The 15,393-nt window shown below is 65.8% G+C and carries 14 protein-coding genes and 1 pseudogene; 2 read left to right on the forward strand and 13 right to left on the reverse strand.

All coding sequences use genetic code 11. The annotated features are described in order from the left end of the window. A pseudogene (locus tag CDN38_RS03980) lies at positions 1-166 on the forward strand (pyridoxal 5'-phosphate synthase lyase subunit PdxS); the annotation flags it as partial. A 29-nt stretch (positions 167-195) separates the two neighbouring features. Here the strand turns inward: CDN38_RS03980 and CDN38_RS03985 are convergent. From CDN38_RS03985 to CDN38_RS04035, 11 genes are all read right to left on the reverse strand, one after another. Further along, positions 196-1,284, reverse strand: coding sequence for an NAD(P)H-dependent amine dehydrogenase family protein (locus CDN38_RS03985; RefSeq protein ID WP_075511257.1), 1,089 nt, complete (start codon positions 1,282-1,284; stop codon positions 196-198). Continuing rightward, on the reverse strand, positions 1,281-2,312 hold the full coding sequence (locus CDN38_RS03990; RefSeq protein WP_075511258.1) for an aromatic ring-hydroxylating dioxygenase subunit alpha: 1,032 nt from the start codon (positions 2,310-2,312) through the stop codon (positions 1,281-1,283). Before CDN38_RS03990 ends, CDN38_RS03985 begins: the two co-directional genes overlap by 4 nt. A gap of 98 nt (positions 2,313-2,410) precedes the next feature. Further along, positions 2,411-3,535 (reverse strand): PDR/VanB family oxidoreductase, encoded by a 1,125-nt coding sequence (locus CDN38_RS03995; RefSeq protein ID WP_075511259.1) that lies wholly within the window; start codon positions 3,533-3,535, stop codon positions 2,411-2,413. 4 nt (positions 3,536-3,539) lie between these two features. After that, complete coding sequence (locus tag CDN38_RS04000) at positions 3,540-4,457, reverse strand: metal-dependent hydrolase (protein WP_075511260.1); 918 nt, start codon at positions 4,455-4,457, stop codon at positions 3,540-3,542. Positions 4,458-4,544: 87 nt separating this feature from the next. Continuing rightward, positions 4,545-5,006 carry an SRPBCC family protein gene (locus CDN38_RS04005; RefSeq protein WP_075511261.1) on the reverse strand — a complete coding sequence of 154 codons (462 nt, stop codon included), beginning with the start codon at positions 5,004-5,006 and terminating at the stop codon, positions 4,545-4,547. Between the two features lie 90 nt (positions 5,007-5,096). Continuing rightward, complete coding sequence (locus tag CDN38_RS04010) at positions 5,097-6,131, reverse strand: nitronate monooxygenase (protein ID WP_075511262.1); 1,035 nt, start codon at positions 6,129-6,131, stop codon at positions 5,097-5,099. A gap of 4 nt (positions 6,132-6,135) precedes the next feature. Then, positions 6,136-7,452 carry a M16 family metallopeptidase gene (locus CDN38_RS04015; RefSeq protein ID WP_075511263.1) on the reverse strand — a complete coding sequence of 439 codons (1,317 nt, stop codon included), beginning with the start codon at positions 7,450-7,452 and terminating at the stop codon, positions 6,136-6,138. Next, the gene (locus tag CDN38_RS04020; RefSeq protein ID WP_075511264.1) at positions 7,430-9,724 is read right to left on the reverse strand and encodes a polyribonucleotide nucleotidyltransferase; all 2,295 of its coding nucleotides are present in this window, start codon (positions 9,722-9,724) and stop codon (positions 7,430-7,432) included. The genes CDN38_RS04015 and CDN38_RS04020 overlap by 23 nt, the downstream gene beginning before the upstream one ends. A gap of 388 nt (positions 9,725-10,112) precedes the next feature. Then, positions 10,113-10,646: an LppU family putative lipoprotein gene (gene lppU, locus CDN38_RS04025; protein ID WP_075511265.1), complete on the reverse strand. Its 534-nt coding sequence runs from the start codon at positions 10,644-10,646 to the stop codon at positions 10,113-10,115. Between the two features lie 11 nt (positions 10,647-10,657). Next, the gene (gene rpsO / locus CDN38_RS04030; RefSeq protein WP_023372450.1) at positions 10,658-10,927 is read right to left on the reverse strand and encodes a 30S ribosomal protein S15; all 270 of its coding nucleotides are present in this window, start codon (positions 10,925-10,927) and stop codon (positions 10,658-10,660) included. Positions 10,928-11,048: 121 nt separating this feature from the next. Further along, positions 11,049-12,023 (reverse strand): bifunctional riboflavin kinase/FAD synthetase, encoded by a 975-nt coding sequence (locus CDN38_RS04035; protein WP_075511266.1) that lies wholly within the window; start codon positions 12,021-12,023, stop codon positions 11,049-11,051. A 223-nt stretch (positions 12,024-12,246) separates the two neighbouring features. Here CDN38_RS04035 and mntR point away from each other — a divergent pair, with 223 nt between their 5' ends. Beyond that, positions 12,247-12,939, forward strand: coding sequence for a manganese-binding transcriptional regulator MntR (mntR, locus tag CDN38_RS04040; protein ID WP_075511267.1), 693 nt, complete (start codon positions 12,247-12,249; stop codon positions 12,937-12,939). A gap of 2 nt (positions 12,940-12,941) precedes the next feature. Here the strand turns inward: mntR and CDN38_RS04045 are convergent, their stop codons facing one another. Continuing rightward, positions 12,942-14,186 (reverse strand): acyl-CoA dehydrogenase family protein, encoded by a 1,245-nt coding sequence (locus tag CDN38_RS04045; RefSeq protein WP_099319319.1) that lies wholly within the window; start codon positions 14,184-14,186, stop codon positions 12,942-12,944. Positions 14,187-14,199: 13 nt separating this feature from the next. Then, positions 14,200-15,390, reverse strand: a complete 1,191-nt coding sequence (locus CDN38_RS04050; RefSeq protein ID WP_075511298.1) for a lipid-transfer protein — start codon at positions 15,388-15,390, stop codon at positions 14,200-14,202. Positions 15,391-15,393: the final 3 nt, after the last annotated feature.

Consider the following 15,393-nt stretch of genomic DNA (forward strand, 5'->3'; position numbering starts at 1 on the left):
GTCCGGCGCCCCCGAGCACCGGGCCGCCGCGATCGTCAAGGCCACCACCTTCTACGACGACCCCGACGTGCTGGCCAAGGTGTCGCGCGGGCTGGGCGAAGCGATGGTGGGCATCAACGTCGAACAGATCGCCCAGCCGCACCGGCTCGCCGAGCGCGGCTGGTAAAAACCTTCGCCGCGCCCCCTTGCACCGGGCTACTTTGTGAATCGACCGGCAAACCCCCGTAATGGAATGTCGGCGCTGGTGATCAGGCCGGGCGGCGCCGCGACCACCGACGTGATCGCGTTGAGCGCCGGCATTCCGGTGACCGTCATGCCGATGGAGGCGAAGTTGTCCGGGTTGGACAAATCGATGCCGGGCTTCGGGAAGATCATGTGCTTGTTATAGACACACGGATCACCCTGGATCCGAGTGATGTAGCAGCCCTTGATCTTCCATCTCGGATCGGTATGCGGAGTCATCTGCCACTCCAGGTGTGTCTCGACCCGCGCCACCCCGTCGACCATGCCCCGGTATTTGATGTAACTACCGCCCACCGAGCCTTTCGGCAGCGTGTACCAGCCCAGGTCGACGTCTTTGGTGCAAGCTCCCAGTTCGTAGCTGAACGTAACCTCGTCAAGCGGCAGGTCGAAGCAGTCGGCCATCATCAGCACGCTGTCGGCGAAGACCCTGGTGTACTTTTCCAGCTTCACCGGGATTTCCGGGTCGTCGACTGGTTGGCCATAGCCGACTTCGATCCAGGTCTCCTTGGAGTGATGGCAGGACACGTCGACGGACTCGATGGTGGTGATGTTCTCGATCTCGGCGACGTCGGCCGAACACACCACCCCGAGGATCTGGTTCAGGCCAGGGTTCATGCCGGTGCCGTAGAACGTCGCACCACCCTTCTCGCAGGCCTCTACCAACAGCTGGGTAACCGGCTTGCCGGACGGATGCGGATGGTTATGGTCGCGGTGCCACCCGGTGATCCAGTCGGCGGTGGTGACGACATTGATCCCAGCCGCAAGCACTTTCACGTACAGGTCCTCGTCGGGAAACACCCCGTGGAAGGTCAGCACGTCCGGCTTGGCGGCGATGATGTCCTCGACGTTGCCGGTTGCCGTGACGCCGATGGGCCCGATACCGGCGAGTTCTCCGGCGTCGGTGCCGACCTTGCCGGACGAATAACAGTGCACTCCAATCAGTTCCAGGTCCGGCCGCGTCTGCAGTCGCCTGATCATCTCGCGGCCGACGTTGCCGGTGGCGACCTGAAAGACGCGGATGGGGCGAGCCGGGGCATTCATTGGCGTCCCCCTGTCGGCGATGTTGCGCGCCCGTCGGTAGTGCTGCCGCCGCGACCGTCCGGATAGAACTGCTTGGCCCAGCTGCGGATTGCGGTGAAACCCTGGAGTTCGTCGGGGGTCAGCGCGGGCCGGTCGGAGTAGCGCTGGTGAGCCCAGATGCCGATGTCCTGCTCGAACTGCCGGATCACTTCCTGCCCGAACTGCCGCGCCTTGAGCTCGGCGCGGACCGGATCCGTGCCCGCCGTCCGGCCGATGTAGACCATGAACCGGACATCGGAGGTGGATTCGTCCACCGGCGTGATCGCGGAGATGGTGCGGTTGTCGACCATGCCCCAGCTCTTGGTCACCGCAACTCCCAAGCCGCCGTTGACAGCCTGCACGCCGCTGTTGACGTCCTCGATCTGCTGACCGTCGTCACCCTCGAAGGTGATGGTGAAGTCGACGAAGGACACCGGTTCGGCGAAGTCGTGGCGGGTGAAGACCGGCACAATCGGGGTGTGGTGCACGTATTTGAAATGCGCGAAATCCACCCCGTTTTCGAGCACGTACTGCGGATGGAGCTCCAGCCCTGGCCGGTACAGCCGCTGCTGCGGGTAGTAGTCCGCGGCACTACCGCCGTCGAAGCTGGCGAACACATCCGGTGCGTCGAAGAACGGTTCGCGGCCCGCGACGTCGTGCCAGATGTACACCGACTCGTTGCGCTCAACCGCCGGATAGGTGGTAATGCGCCGCCCCCGGTTGGGCCGGTCCTGATACGGGATACACACGTTGCGGCCCTGCTGACTCCACTGCCAGCCGTGGAAGGGACACTGCAGCACCTCGCCAACGACTTTGCCGCCGTAACCCAGGTGGGCGCCGAGGTGTTCGCAGTAGGCGTTCATCACGGTGAGCCGGCCGGACTCGGCGCGCCAGGCGACCATCTCCTGATCGAAGTACTTCATCCGGAGGACTTCACCGACACCGATTTCGTCGCACCAGGCGACCTGAAACCATCCGGTCGGCTTCATCGACAGCGGCGACTTGGCCATCTGTGCGGTCCTCCTTGGGTACGAATGATAGGCGGCCCCCCAGGAAAAGCACAGTCCCCTCTACGAAAACTTGACGCGCCGCGCGCCGGGCGTACCCGTCAGACGTCGATGACCACCCGGCGGCTCTTCGCCCGGGACACGCACACCAGCATCTCGTCGTCGGCTTCACCTGCGCGGCCGCGGTGATCCACTTGTCCGGCAAGGACTTTGACCTTGCACGTGCCGCAGAAACCCTGCTGGCACGAGTACGCGGTGGTCGGATCGCTGTCGCGCATGACGTCCAGCGCCGTCCGGTTCGCCGGAACGCTCAGCACCCTCCCCGACCGCCCGAGTTCCAGCTCGAATGGAATTCCGTCGACAACCGGCGGCGGGCTGAACCGCTCATAGTGCAGCGGTGCGTGGGCGTGCCGGGCGCGGGCCGCTCGCACCGCCTCCAGCATGGGGGTCGGCCCGCACACGTAAACGGCCGTCGTCGGCCCGGCGCCGTCCAGGAGGCCATCGACGGAGGGCAAGCGGCCGCGCTCGTCGTCGGCCCACACCGTCACCCGCTCCGGTGCCACCGACACGACCTCGCCGAGCAGCGGCATGTGATCTCGGCTTCGGCCGGCATAGACGGCCCGCCAATCGGTTCCGCGCTGCTGAGCGGCCTGGATCATCGGCAGAATCGGCGTCACTCCGATGCCGCCGATCACGAAAAGCAGGTCGGGCTCGGCCGTTCCGAGATAGAACGCGTTGTGAGGCCCTTCGAAAACAAGCGGGTCATCGACGGCGTAGGCCTCGTGCATCTCCACCGAACCGCCGCCCCCGTCGGCGATGCGCCGGATGGCGATGCGGTAGTCCGTGCGGCGCCCGGGCCGCCCGCACAGCGAGTACTGCCGGCGCCGGCCCGAGGGCAGGTGCACGTCGATGTGGCCGCCGGGTGTCCAGGACGGCAGCAATCCGCCGTCCGGGTCGGCCAGGGTCAGCGCCACCACGTCGGGTGCCACGAGTTCACGTCCGACGACCGTCGCCAGATGCGTCCGTCGCACCGGGCTGACCCGCGACGGGTCCCATCGCGAGGCCGACGCGAATCCGCCGAACAGCGTGCGGACAGTCCACAACGCAGTGGCAAAGCGATCCCGCCGGCTACTGTCGTACAAATCGGCGGGTCTACTCGCCCAAATACTTTCGAGCACATCGCGATTCGACTGTGCGTGGAGCCGAGTCACCGCCGGGTCCACCATCCGATCAGTGCGACGCCCGGGCAGCAGGTGAGACGGCCAGGTAATCGACCGCCCGCTCCAGCCCGCCCAGCTGCGACGGGTGAAAACCCGACCGATAGTAGTGGCCGACGACCCGCAGCAATCGCCACGGGCCCGGCAGCAAACCCCGGCGCGCCGAATCGAGGTAGTCGCGCCAACGCGGCTTGACGCCCGGCGGTAGATAGGGATCCACCGAGTACATGAACCGCACTCCGCGGATCCACAACAGCAACAGCACCGGGGTGACCGCCAGCTGGGCGCGCACCTGCCGCCAATATCCGGCGCGCAGATGCTTCATGGTGTCGAAGGCCACTGCTTTGTGCTCGACCTCTTCTGCGCCATGCCACCGGAGCATGTCCAGCATCACCGGATCAGCGCCGACGGCATCGAGCTGCGGGGAGTTCAAAATCCATTCGCCCAAGACAGCGGTGTAGTGCTCGATCGCCGAGATGAACGAGACCTGTTCCAGCAACCAGTTGTGCTGTTTGCGTATGCTTTTCCGGGGTTTGTCGGCCAACAGCTTCTCGAACAGCCAGCTGATCTGGTCGGTGAACGCCGTCACGTCCACGCCCCGGGCATCGAAGTGGGCCAGCACGCCGGAATGTGCTTGCGAGTGCATCGCCTCTTGCCCGATGAATCCCTGTACATCCCGTCGCAGTTGATCGTCCTTGATCAGCGGCAGCGTCTTCTTGAACACCTTGACGAAGAATTCCTCGCCGGCCGGCAGCAGCAGGTGCAGGACATTCATGAAGTGCGTGGCCAACGGCTCGTTCGGCACGTAGTGGAATGGCAAACGCGCCCAATAGAACTCGACGTCGCGTGCCTCGAGGACGAGATGCTCGTGGTCGGCGCGACCGGGCTTGCCGGAGTGCAGCCCCGCTGCCCGCTCATCGACGGTGAACATCAGGCCCCCTTGCCTAGGCGTTTACATCAGCACCGAAATGTCATCCCCGTGGACACCATGTGCCGGTAAGTATAGGTGCCGCGTCCGCTACTCGGCCTCAGCGCGTTGCTTCAGGCGCCGCAGGGTGAGCTGGATGTGCTCGGCGTTTGCCGCCGCCCGATCCCCGACCCCGGTTGCCATACCGGCGATCGTGCGGAACCAGCGCGGCCGCTGGTCCCAGGTGCTCTCGGTGACCCGGCAGCCGCCGTCGGAGGCGACGATGTCGTATTGCCACCGCGCCACTGGAATGACAGTGCTGCGTACATCGAACGCGAAGATGCGGCCCGGGTCAGCGTCGGTCACCGTGCACGTCGTGTGCCAGCGTCGGCTGCCATTTTCGTTGTGGCCGACGAACACCGTTCCCTTGCGCACCCCGTCGCCCTTGCGCAACTCCATCGACACCGCCTCCTCAGCCAGCGAGGCCAGTGTCGGCAGGTCGGTGATCAGCCCATACACCCGCTCCGGGCTGGCGTTGATCTGGACAGTGGCCGACACCGAAGGCTCAGTCATGGGCTGATCATAGCCAGCCCGGGGCGCCGGCAGTAGTGCACCTCGCAAACACGTCGAATACCAACGCGCACAACCTGTTACGCAATAGCGCTACAGCATTCGCAAGTCGGGAGCCAAGGACGCGACGATGTCGGCTGCCGGGCCCGGCCGGGCCTGCCGGTAGGCCGTTCCCGCCCAGAGGTTGGTCCCATGCGGGTCGTCCGCCGCGACCGCAGCCGCGCGTATCGGCTTGGTCATCTGGTTGACCTCGGGATAGCCCAGCGGCGCGACGCGATCGAGCAGTCGGGTGAAGTTGTTCGCCAGCCCACGGGCGTACCGGCCGGAGAATGCCCGCGTGACCAGGGTGGAGTCGAACTCCGGGTTCTTCAGCGCAACCCGGTGCGCCGGGTTGGTCCCCGCTTCGTCGGCGAGCAGCAGCGCGGTGCCGACCTGGGCGGCGACCGCTCCCCGGCGCAGGACGGCCGCGACGTCCTCCGCGGTGCCCAGACCGCCCGCGGCGATCAGCGGCACCTCGTGTGCGTTGCCGATCCGGTCGAGCAGCTGGTGCAGCGACTCCTCTCCCGGTTCCATGTCCGGTGCGAAGGTGCCGCGATGCCCGCCGGCGCCCGGGCCCTGCACCACCAGGCTGTCGGCGCCGGCCGCGATGGCCACCCCGGCTTCATAGGACGACGTCACGGTGACCGACACCAGCAATCCCAGCGCGCTCAGCCGACGAATGACATCCGGCGGCGGCGCGCCGAAAGTGAAGGACACCACTTCGGGGCGGACGTCGGCCACCACTTCGAGTTTGCGGTGCCAGTCGTCGTCGTCGCCGTGGATCGGCTGGCCGACCTCACAGCGGTAGTACTCGGCGACCTCTTCGAGCTCTTCTGCGTAGTACTCCAGCTGCAGCCAGTCGGCGACGCTGGGCTGGGGCACAAACAGGTTCGCCCCGATCGGACCCGTGGTGGCGGCGCGCGCTGCGGCGATGTCGTCGGCGAACTTGTCCGCGCTGATATAGCCGCCGGCGACGAAGCCCAGCCCGCCGGCATTCGACACCGCCGCGGCCAGGGCCGGAGTGCCCGGCCCGCCGGCCATCGGCGCACCAACGATGGGTACCGCGATGTCCCAGAAGCCCAGCACCATCGGGTTAATTTACCATCGCTCGAAGTTGTTGCGGCAGCTGTCGTTTCGAGCCGTAGGGACCCAGAACGGCAGCGCCGTAGCGTTTGCCCAGCAGCCGGCGGGCCACCATGTTGACCTCCTCGACGGTGACCCGCTCGATTTGCTGCAGGGTGTGTTCGATGCTGCGGTGCTTGCCGTAGTTCAATTCGCTGCGACCGATGCGGCTCATCCGTGAGCTGGAATCTTCCAGGCCCAGCACCAGTCCGCCGCGCAACGAGCCCTTGGCGATCCGGCATTCCGCCTTGGTGATGCCGTCGCGCGCCACCGATTCCAGCACGTCGGCGGTCACTCGCATCACCTCGGCGAAACGTTCGGGCAGGCAGGCCGCATACACCGACAGGGCGCCGCTGTCGGCGAAAATGTCCAGCGCGGAGTAGACCGAGTAGGCCAACCCGCGGGCCTCGCGGATCTCTTGGAACAGCCGCGAGCTCAGGCCACCGCCCAACGCGGTGTGCAGTACCGACAGCGCCCACCGGTGCTGCCAGCCGCGTCCGGGCGTGCGGATGCCCAGCGAGACGTGCGTCTGCTCGGCGTCGCGCTCGGCCAGCGTCAACCCGGGCATCCCGTTCACCCGGCCGGCACCCTTGCGTGGTGCGACGGGCTGGCGCCCGCGGACCAACCGCGGCCCGAAGTGTTCGCGCACCAATGCGACCACCTCGCCGTGATCGACGTTGCCGGCCACCGCGAGGACCATTCGCTCCGGTGTGTAGCGCCGCACGTGAAACGACTGCAGTTGGGCTCTGGTCATCGCCGATACGGATTGGGCGGTGCCGATCACCGGCCGGCCAACCGGGTGGTCGCCGAACAACGCCGAGAGGAACAGGTCGGCCAGCGCGTCCTCGGGATCGTCGTCGCGCATCGCGATCTCTTCGAGGACGACGTCGCGTTCCAGCTCGACATCGTCGGCGGCGCAGCGCCCGTTGAGCACCACATCCGAGACCAGATCCATGGCCAGCGACAGGTCAGCGTCGAGCACATGGGCGTAGTAGCAGGTGTGCTCCTTGGCGGTGAACGCGTTCAGCTCGCCACCGACGGCATCCATTGCCTGCGCGATGTCCACGGCGGTGCGGGTGGGCGTCGACTTGAACAGCAGGTGTTCGAGGAAGTGCGCGGCGCCGGCAACCGTGGCGCCCTCGTCGCGCGATCCCACGCCGATCCAGAGCCCGACCGAAGCCGAACGCACCGACGGCAAGTATTCGGTAACGACGCGCAGACCGCCCGGCAGTGTCGTGCGGCGCACTGCCTGGGCCGCCGCTGGCTCAGCTGCTGGCCGTCGCGGCATCGGCTGGCGCTGCAGGGGCTCCGGCGGCCGCGTTGGCGGAGTCTTCCTCGGCCACCAAGATGAGCGAGATCTTGCCGCGCTTGTCGATATCGGCGATCTCCACCCGCAGCTTGTCGCCGACGTTGACCACGTCCTCGACCTTCGCGATGCGCTTGCCCTTGCCGAGCTTGGAGATGTGCACCAGACCGTCGCGCCCGGGCAGCAGTGAGACGAAGGCACCGAAATCGGTTGTCTTGACCACTGTTCCGAGGAACCGCTCCCCTACCGTCGGCAACTGTGGATTGGCGATGGCGTTGATCTTGTCGATGGCGGCCTGCGCCGAGGGGCCGTCGGTGGCACCGACGAACACCGTTCCGTCGTCCTCGATGGAGATCTGCGCACCGGTCTCCTCGGTGATGGCGTTGATGACCTTGCCTTTGGGACCGATGACCTCGCCGATCTTGTCCACCGGAACCTTGATGGTGGTGACCCGAGGCGCGTACGGGCTCATCTCGTCGGGCCGGTCGATGGCCTCGGCCATGACCTCCAAGATGGTCAGCCGGGCGTCTTTGGCTTGGGCGAGAGCACCTGCCAGCACCTGGGAGGGAATACCGTCGAGCTTGGTGTCCAACTGCAGCGCAGTAACGAAGTCCTTGGTCCCGGCGACCTTGAAGTCCATGTCGCCGAAGGCGTCTTCGGCGCCCAGGATGTCGGTCAGGGTGACGAAGCGCCGCTCGGTGCCCCCACCGTCTACCTCGATGTCGTCGGAGACCAGGCCCATCGCGATGCCGGCCACCGGTGCCTTGAGCGGCACCCCGGCGTTGAGCAGCGCCAGGGTGGACGCACACACCGACCCCATCGACGTCGAGCCGTTGGACCCCAGCGCCTCCGACACCTGGCGGATGGCGTAGGGAAACTCCTCGACACCGGGCAGCACCGGCACCAGGGCCCGCTCGGCCAGCGCGCCGTGGCCGATCTCGCGCCGCTTGGGCGAGCCGACCCGACCCGTCTCGCCGGTGGAGAACGGCGGGAAGTTGTAGTGATGCATGTAGCGCTTGGTCGTCTCCGGGCCCAGCGAGTCGATCTGCTGGGCCATCTTGACCATGTCGAGCGTCGTCACACCGAGGATCTGGGTCTCACCGCGCTCGAACAGCGCGCTGCCGTGTGCCCGCGGAACCACGGCGACCTCGGCCGACAAGGCGCGGATGTCGGTGATGCCGCGGCCGTCGATGCGGAAGTGGTCGGTGACGATGCGCTGCCGGACCAGCTTCTTGGTCAGCGCGCGGAACGCCGCCCCGATCTCCTTCTCCCGGCCCGCGTAGGTGTCGGCGAGCCGCTCGAGCACCTGGCTCTTGACTTCGTCGGTGCGCTGATTGCGTTCCGCCTTGCCGGCGATGGTCAGCGCGGCGGCCAACTCGTCGGTGGCCACCGAGGACACCGCGTAGTACACGTCGTCGCCGAAGTCCGGGAACACCGGGAATTCACCGGTCGCCCTGACCGAAGCTCCACACGCGTCGGCAAGTTCCTGCTGCGCGGTGCACAGCGCGGCGATGAACGGCTTGGCTGCCTCCAGGCCCTGGGCCACCACGCTTTCCGTCGGCGCCGCGGCGCCGCCGTCGATGAGCTCGATGACGTTTTCGGTGGCCTCGGCTTCGACCATCATGATCGCGACGTCATTTTTTTCGGGGCTGCCGCCCCCGTCACCGACGATGCGGCCGGCGACCACCATGTCGAACACCGCACGCCCGAGCTGTTCGACGGTCGGAAACGCAACCCAGGTGCCGTCGATCAGCGCCACCCGCACCGCGCCGATAGGCCCGGAGAACGGCAGCCCACCCAGCTGGGTGGAGGCCGACGCGGCGTTGATCGCCAGCACGTCGTACAGATCGTTGGGGTCCAGGCTCAGGATCGTCACCACGATCTGGATCTCGTTGCGCAGACCGTCGACGAACGACGGGCGCAGTGGCCGGTCGATGAGCCGGCAGGTCAGGATGGCGTCGGTGGAGGGTCGCCCCTCACGACGGAAAAACGAACCGGGGATGCGGCCGGCCGCATACATCCGCTCCTCGACATCGACGGTCAGCGGGAAGAAGTCGAAATGTTCTTTGGGGTTCTTGCTGGCGCTGGTCGCCGACAGGAGCATGTTCTCCTCGTCGAGGTAGGCGACGACCGCGCCGGCCGCCTGCAAGGCCAGCCGGCCGGTCTCGAACCGGATGGTGCGGGTGCCGAAGCTCCCGTTGTCGATGGTGGCGGTCGCTTCGAACACGCCTTCTTCAATTTCAGCTACAGACATGACGTCCGCGCGCCCTCTCTGGATTGTTCAACTTGTTTCGCGTTGTCACGTACAACCCCGAGGATTCACAGGGCTGACCCGCGGGCCCGGACGGACCTGCGAGCCGCCCTGAGAGAGCGTCCCTTATGAAAGAGAGCCTGAATGCGGCTACGGCCATCGATCGAAGCGGCCGACCTCCCCAGATCCGGGGAGCCCGGCAGCCACTACCGAAGACCGCCCGATCAGGCCAGGTTGCTCCCTCGGACATACATAGTGACTCGCTGGAGCGGACACGCGGATCTACGTGGACCGCACCATGTGCCCGGGCCGAACCGGCCCAGAACGTCATTACTGTACACCGGCTAACTCCGGATACCGGGAAGACCCGGATGCCCGATATGTCCGACCACTATGTCCGCGGTCCGTTGGTGACGTCCTCGACGCACACGGCGAACCGCCGCTGGGTGTAGGTGTAGCCCACGCCGCTGGCACATTGGTCGGCGGTGACGGGTGGGTCCAAGTTTTCCAGGATCTGCGTGGCCCGCTGCCGATGCGGCGCCGACGCATCGTTGCAGTCCACCCGGAACGGGTCGGTTTTGTGGGCCGGGTCGACACTCATGCAGCCGCCGACCACCCAATCGACGTCCAGGCATAACGTGCTGTTCTCACCGCTTAACGAGTTGTGCATGGAATACCAGGAGTCGACGTCGGCTGGGCATTGCGCGCGCTCGGCCCCGGGCCTCACCACGGCGACGACCTTGAAATTGGAGTCCGGGCTGCCGCACGCCGCCTTGGTGGCCTGCGGTCGGTCCGGTGTGCCACCGAGCTTGAGACAATCCCCCACCTTGAAGTCGGCGAGGTTGGTCGCTGATGAACACCCCATCAGCACTGCGCACGCCGCCACCACGACGGCCGGGAAAACGGCCAGGATGAGGGCGCGCATCGCGCGAGAGGTCAGCGACGCAGACCCAGCCGCTCGATCAGCGAGCGGTAACGCTCGACATCGATCTGGGAGATGTACTTGATCAGCCGTCGCCGGCGGCCCACCAGCAGCAACAGCCCCCGGCGCGAGTGGTGGTCATGCTTGTGCACCTTCAGGTGCTCGGTCAGGTCGGCGATCCGCTTGGTCAGCAGCGCGATCTGCGCTTCGGGGGATCCGGTATCGGTCTCATGCAGACCGTAGGTTTTGAGAATTTCCTTTTTCTGCTCGGCAGTCAGCGCCACGAAACTTCTCCATCAATTGGTCCGCGATCAAGGAATTTTGCGGGCACGGCCGCCGCGAACCGCAGCACGCGCCGATTAACGACGGGCAGTCTAGCAGCGGTTCAGCCCGACGGCATAACCGTCAGCCCCCGGCCAGCAACGCGCGGGTGCGATCGGTGTCGGCGGCAATCTCGGCGACGAGGTCACGCACCGATTCGAACTTCTTCTGGCCACGGATCCGAGCGACGAAGTCCAGGGCCACATGTTGGCCGTACAGGTCTGCGGTGGTGTCGAGCACGAACGCCTCGACGGTGCGGGTACGCCCAGAGAATGTCGGATTGGTGCCGATGGACACCGCAGCCTGGTAGCGCTCACCGGGAATCACCGCCCCGGCCGCCGGACCATGGCCCAAAACCGTGAACCACGCGGCGTACACACCGTCGGCCGGGATAGCCGAATACATCGGGGGTGCGATGTTGGCGGTGGGAAAACCGAGCTCGGCCCCCCGCCCGTAGCCTCGGACCACCACACCTTCGACGCGGTGCGGGCGGCCCAGTGCTTCGGTGGCCGCCATCACGTCACCCGCGTCCACGCAGGAGCGGATATAGGTGGAGGAGAACGTCACGGTCTCGTGGCTGTGGTGCTCGGACACCAGCGACATCGCCTCCACCGCGAACCCGAACCGCTCGCCGGCCCGTCGCAGGGTATGCACATTGCCGGCCGCCTTCTTACCGAAGGTGAAGTTCTCACCCACCACGACCTCAACCACGTGCAGGTGCTCGACCAGCAACTCGTGGATGTAGCGGTCCGGGGTGAGCTTCATGAAGTCGGTGGTGAACGGCATCACCAGGAACACGTCGATGCCCAGCTCCTCGACCAGCTCGGCGCGGCGGGTCAGTGTCGTCAGCTGCGCCGGGTGACTGCCGGGATACACCACTTCCATGGGGTGCGGATCGAATGTCATCAGCACGGTCGGAACGCCGCGGGTACGGCCAGCCTTCACCGCGTGCGCGATCAACTCGGCGTGCCCGCGATGCACGCCGTCGAACACCCCGACGGTCAGTACGCATCTACCCCAGTCCGTGGGGATCTCGTCTTGGCCGCGCCACCGCTGCACAAAGGCAAGCCTACGGTGCCGGTCGGGCTGTGGCGGGCAAGATCGGCGCGATATGGCTGGCTTGCGCAGCTCTCGCCGAGACTGCGCTGCTCGCGCCGAGACTGCGTCCACAGCGTCGATCGCGGTCGGCTAGACGCGCTCACCGCAGACTCGACGGCGGGACCGGCCATCCGAGGTGATTGCAGCCCCGGTTTCCGGTCAGATCCGCCTAAACTCTCAGGTTGTGAGGGCTGATGAAGAGCCTGGCGGTCTTACCGCGGTTGCCCAGGACTACCTGAAGGTGATTTGGAAGGCCCAGGAGTGGTCGTTGGAAAGGGTCAGTACCAAGATGCTGGCCGAGAAGATCGGGGTCTCGGCCAGCACGGCCTCGGAGTCGATCCGCAGACTCGCCGAGCAGGGTCTGGTCGACCACGAAAAGTACGGCGCGGTGACGTTGACCGAAGCCGGCCGCCGCGCGGCGCTGGCGATGGTGCGCCGACACCGGCTTCTGGAAACGTTCCTGGTCAATGAACTCGGCTACGGCTGGGACGAAGTGCACGACGAGGCCGAGGTGCTCGAACACGCCGTATCGGATCGGCTGGTGGCCCGGATCGACGCCAAGCTGGGCTTTCCGCAGCGCGATCCGCACGGCGACCCGATTCCGGCCTCCGACGGACAAGTCCCCGCGCCGCCGGCCCGGCAATTGTGGGAGTGTCACGACGGCGACACCGGCACCGTGGCCCGCATTTCCGATGCCGACCCGGAAATGCTGCGGTACTTCGACAGCGTCGGAATCAACCTGGACTCGCGACTGCGGGTCGTGACGCGGCGCGAATTCGCCGGCATGATCTCGGTGGCGATCGAGTCGGGCGACGGCGCATCGACGCCTGTCGAGTTGGGCAGTCCGGCGGCACGAGCGATCTGGGTGGTGGCCTAGCGTCAGGCCAGCAGGCCCTTGGCGATATGAGTCACCTGAACCTCGTTGCTGCCGGCATAGATCATCAGTGACTTTGCGTCGCGGGCAAGCTGTTCCACTCGAAACTCGGCCATATAGCCGTTGCCGCCGAACAACTGCACGGCTTCCATCGCGACGTCGGTGGCGGCCTCAGACGAATAGAGCTTGACCGCCGACGCCTCGGCCAGTGACGGTAGCTTCCCGACCTTAAGCCGTTCCAGAATGTGGAACACCATGTTCTGCACGTTGATTCGAGCAATTTCCATCTTGGCAAGCTTGAGCTGGATCAGCTGGAACTGCCCGATGTTCTTGCCCCAGAGGGTGCGGGTCTTCGCGTACGCCACACACAGCCGGTGACATTCGTTGATGATCCCCAGCGACATCAGCGCAACCCCAATCCGTTCCGCGGCGAAATTGGCCCGGGCGCTGTCGCGTCCGTCGCCGTCGGTGTGCTGTTCCTTCTCCCCCAGCAGACGGTCCGGAGTCAGTCGCACGTTGTCGAAGAAAAGTTCGCCGGTCGGCGACGACATCATGCCCATCTTCTTGAACGGCTTGCCCTGCGTCAGGCCCGGCATTCCGGCATCCAAAACGAAGGTGAGCACCGGCCGATTGCGCCGGTCCGAATCGGAGCCGCCAGCGGTGCCGTCGTCAAGTTTGGCGTAGACCACCAGCACGTCCGCGTCTGGACCGTTGGTGATGAATGTCTTCTGCCCGTTGAGAATGTAGTCCGCACCGTCGCGTTTGACGTGAGTTTTCATGCCGCCGAACGCATCCGAGCCCGAGTCGGGCTCGGTGATTGCCCACGCCGCGATCTTTTCCAGCGTCATCAGCTCGGGCAGCCAGCGCTCCTTCTGGGCCAGCGTGCCGCGGCTCATGATGGTCGCCGCGCCCAGCCCGATGCTGACCGCGACCGTGCTGATCAATCCAATGCTCACCCCGGCGAGTTCGGACACCATGACCGCGGCCATCGATGCCTGAGCGCCGAAACCACCTGAACCGCTGGAGCTTTCGCCCTTCGCGTGTTGCCCAGCCCGTTCCCGGTCCAGCATCGACTTGACCGATTCGGCGGCCAGCACGTCGAGACCGAACTGGCTGAACAGCTTGCGCACGATCGGATATGGCGACAGCGCACCGGTTTCCAGTTCGTCCAGATTCGGACGGATCTCTTTGTCGATGAATTGGCGAACCGCGTCGCGAATCATCAGATCGGTCTCGGACCACTCGATCACGGCGTGCTCAGTTTCAGCGGTCGGCACGCTGGTAGGCGGTGACGACGGCGGCGCCGCCCAGCCCGATGTTGTGTTGCAGCGCCGCGGTCACATTGTCGACCTGCCGCTTGTCTGCGGTGCCGCGCAGCTGCCAGGTCAGTTCGGAGCACTGAGCCAATCCGGTCGCGCCCAGCGGATGGCCCTTGGAGATGAGGCCGCCGGACGGGTTGACCACCCAGCGTCCGCCATAGGTGGTGTCGCCGTTGTCGATCAGCTTGGGCGCCTCGCCGGGGCCGCACAGGCCCAGCGCCTCGTACAGCAAGAGCTCGTTGGCCGAGAAGCAGTCGTGCAGCTCGATCACTTGGAAGTCCTCCGGTCCGAGTCCCGATTGCTGGTAAACACGTTGCGCCGCTTGGACGTTCATGTCATAACCGATGAGGTTCTTGGCGCTGCCGTCGAAGGTCGACGTGAAGTCGGTCGTCATGGCCTGGCCGACGATCTCCACTGCCTGGCCGGCCAGCCCGTGGCTGTCGACGAACGACTCCGACGCCAGGATGGCCGCCGCCGAACCATCGGAGGTCGGCGAACACTGCAGCTTGGTCAGCGGGTCGGAGATCATCCGCGACGCCAGGATGTCATCGAGGGTGTAGGACTCCTGGAACTGCGCATACGGGTTGTTCACCGAATGCTTGTGATTCTTGTAGCCGATCTTGGCGAAATGCTCAGCCGTGGTGCCGTACTGCTTCATGTGCTCGCGGCCGGCCGCCCCGAACATCCACGGTGCGACGGGCATGGCGAACTCATCGATCTCGGCCAGCGCCTTGACGTGTCTGGCCATCGGGGATTCGCGGTCTTGCACGCCACCGCTGAGCGAGCCGGGCTGCATCTTCTCGAAGCCGAGGGCGATCGTGCAGTCGGCGATCCCGCCGCGGATCGCCTGTGCGGCCAGGAACAGCGCGGTCGAGCCGGTTGCGCAGTTGTTGTTGACGTTGACGATCGGGATGCCGGTCATGCCAAGCTCGTAGAGCGCTCGCTGCCCGGACGTCGAATCGCCGGCAACATAGCCGACGTAGCCCTGCTGCACCTCGCTGTAGTCGATGCCGGCGTCGGCCAGCGCGTTGGTTCCCGATTCCCTGGCCATGTCGGGATAGTCCCAGCCTTCGCGGCGGCCCGGCTTTTCGAACTTCGTCATGCCAATACCGACGACAAACACCTTGTTAAGCATCTT

The sequence above is a fragment of the Mycobacterium ostraviense genome (assembly GCF_002705925.1).
GTDB classification, from domain to species: Bacteria; Actinomycetota; Actinomycetes; order Mycobacteriales; family Mycobacteriaceae; genus Mycobacterium; species Mycobacterium ostraviense.

Coding starts and splice junctions, on each gene's coding strand:
- CDN38_RS04015 (WP_075511263.1), bottom strand. CDS start 7,452: ATGCCGCGACGGCCAGCAGCTGAGCCAGCGGCGGCCCAGGCAGTGCGC.
- CDN38_RS03995 (WP_075511259.1), bottom strand. CDS start 3,535: ATGGTGGACCCGGCGGTGACTCGGCTCCACGCACAGTCGAATCGCGAT.
- CDN38_RS04005 (WP_075511261.1), bottom strand. CDS start 5,006: ATGACTGAGCCTTCGGTGTCGGCCACTGTCCAGATCAACGCCAGCCCG.
- lppU (WP_075511265.1), bottom strand. CDS start 10,646: ATGCGCGCCCTCATCCTGGCCGTTTTCCCGGCCGTCGTGGTGGCGGCG.
- CDN38_RS03985 (WP_075511257.1), bottom strand. CDS start 1,284: ATGAATGCCCCGGCTCGCCCCATCCGCGTCTTTCAGGTCGCCACCGGC.
- CDN38_RS04010 (WP_075511262.1), bottom strand. CDS start 6,131: ATGGTGCTGGGCTTCTGGGACATCGCGGTACCCATCGTTGGTGCGCCG.
- CDN38_RS03990 (WP_075511258.1), bottom strand. CDS start 2,312: ATGGCCAAGTCGCCGCTGTCGATGAAGCCGACCGGATGGTTTCAGGTC.
- CDN38_RS04020 (WP_075511264.1), bottom strand. CDS start 9,724: ATGTCTGTAGCTGAAATTGAAGAAGGCGTGTTCGAAGCGACCGCCACC.
- CDN38_RS04000 (WP_075511260.1), bottom strand. CDS start 4,457: ATGTTCACCGTCGATGAGCGGGCAGCGGGGCTGCACTCCGGCAAGCCC.
- CDN38_RS04050 (WP_075511298.1), bottom strand. CDS start 15,390: ATGCTTAACAAGGTGTTTGTCGTCGGTATTGGCATGACGAAGTTCGAA.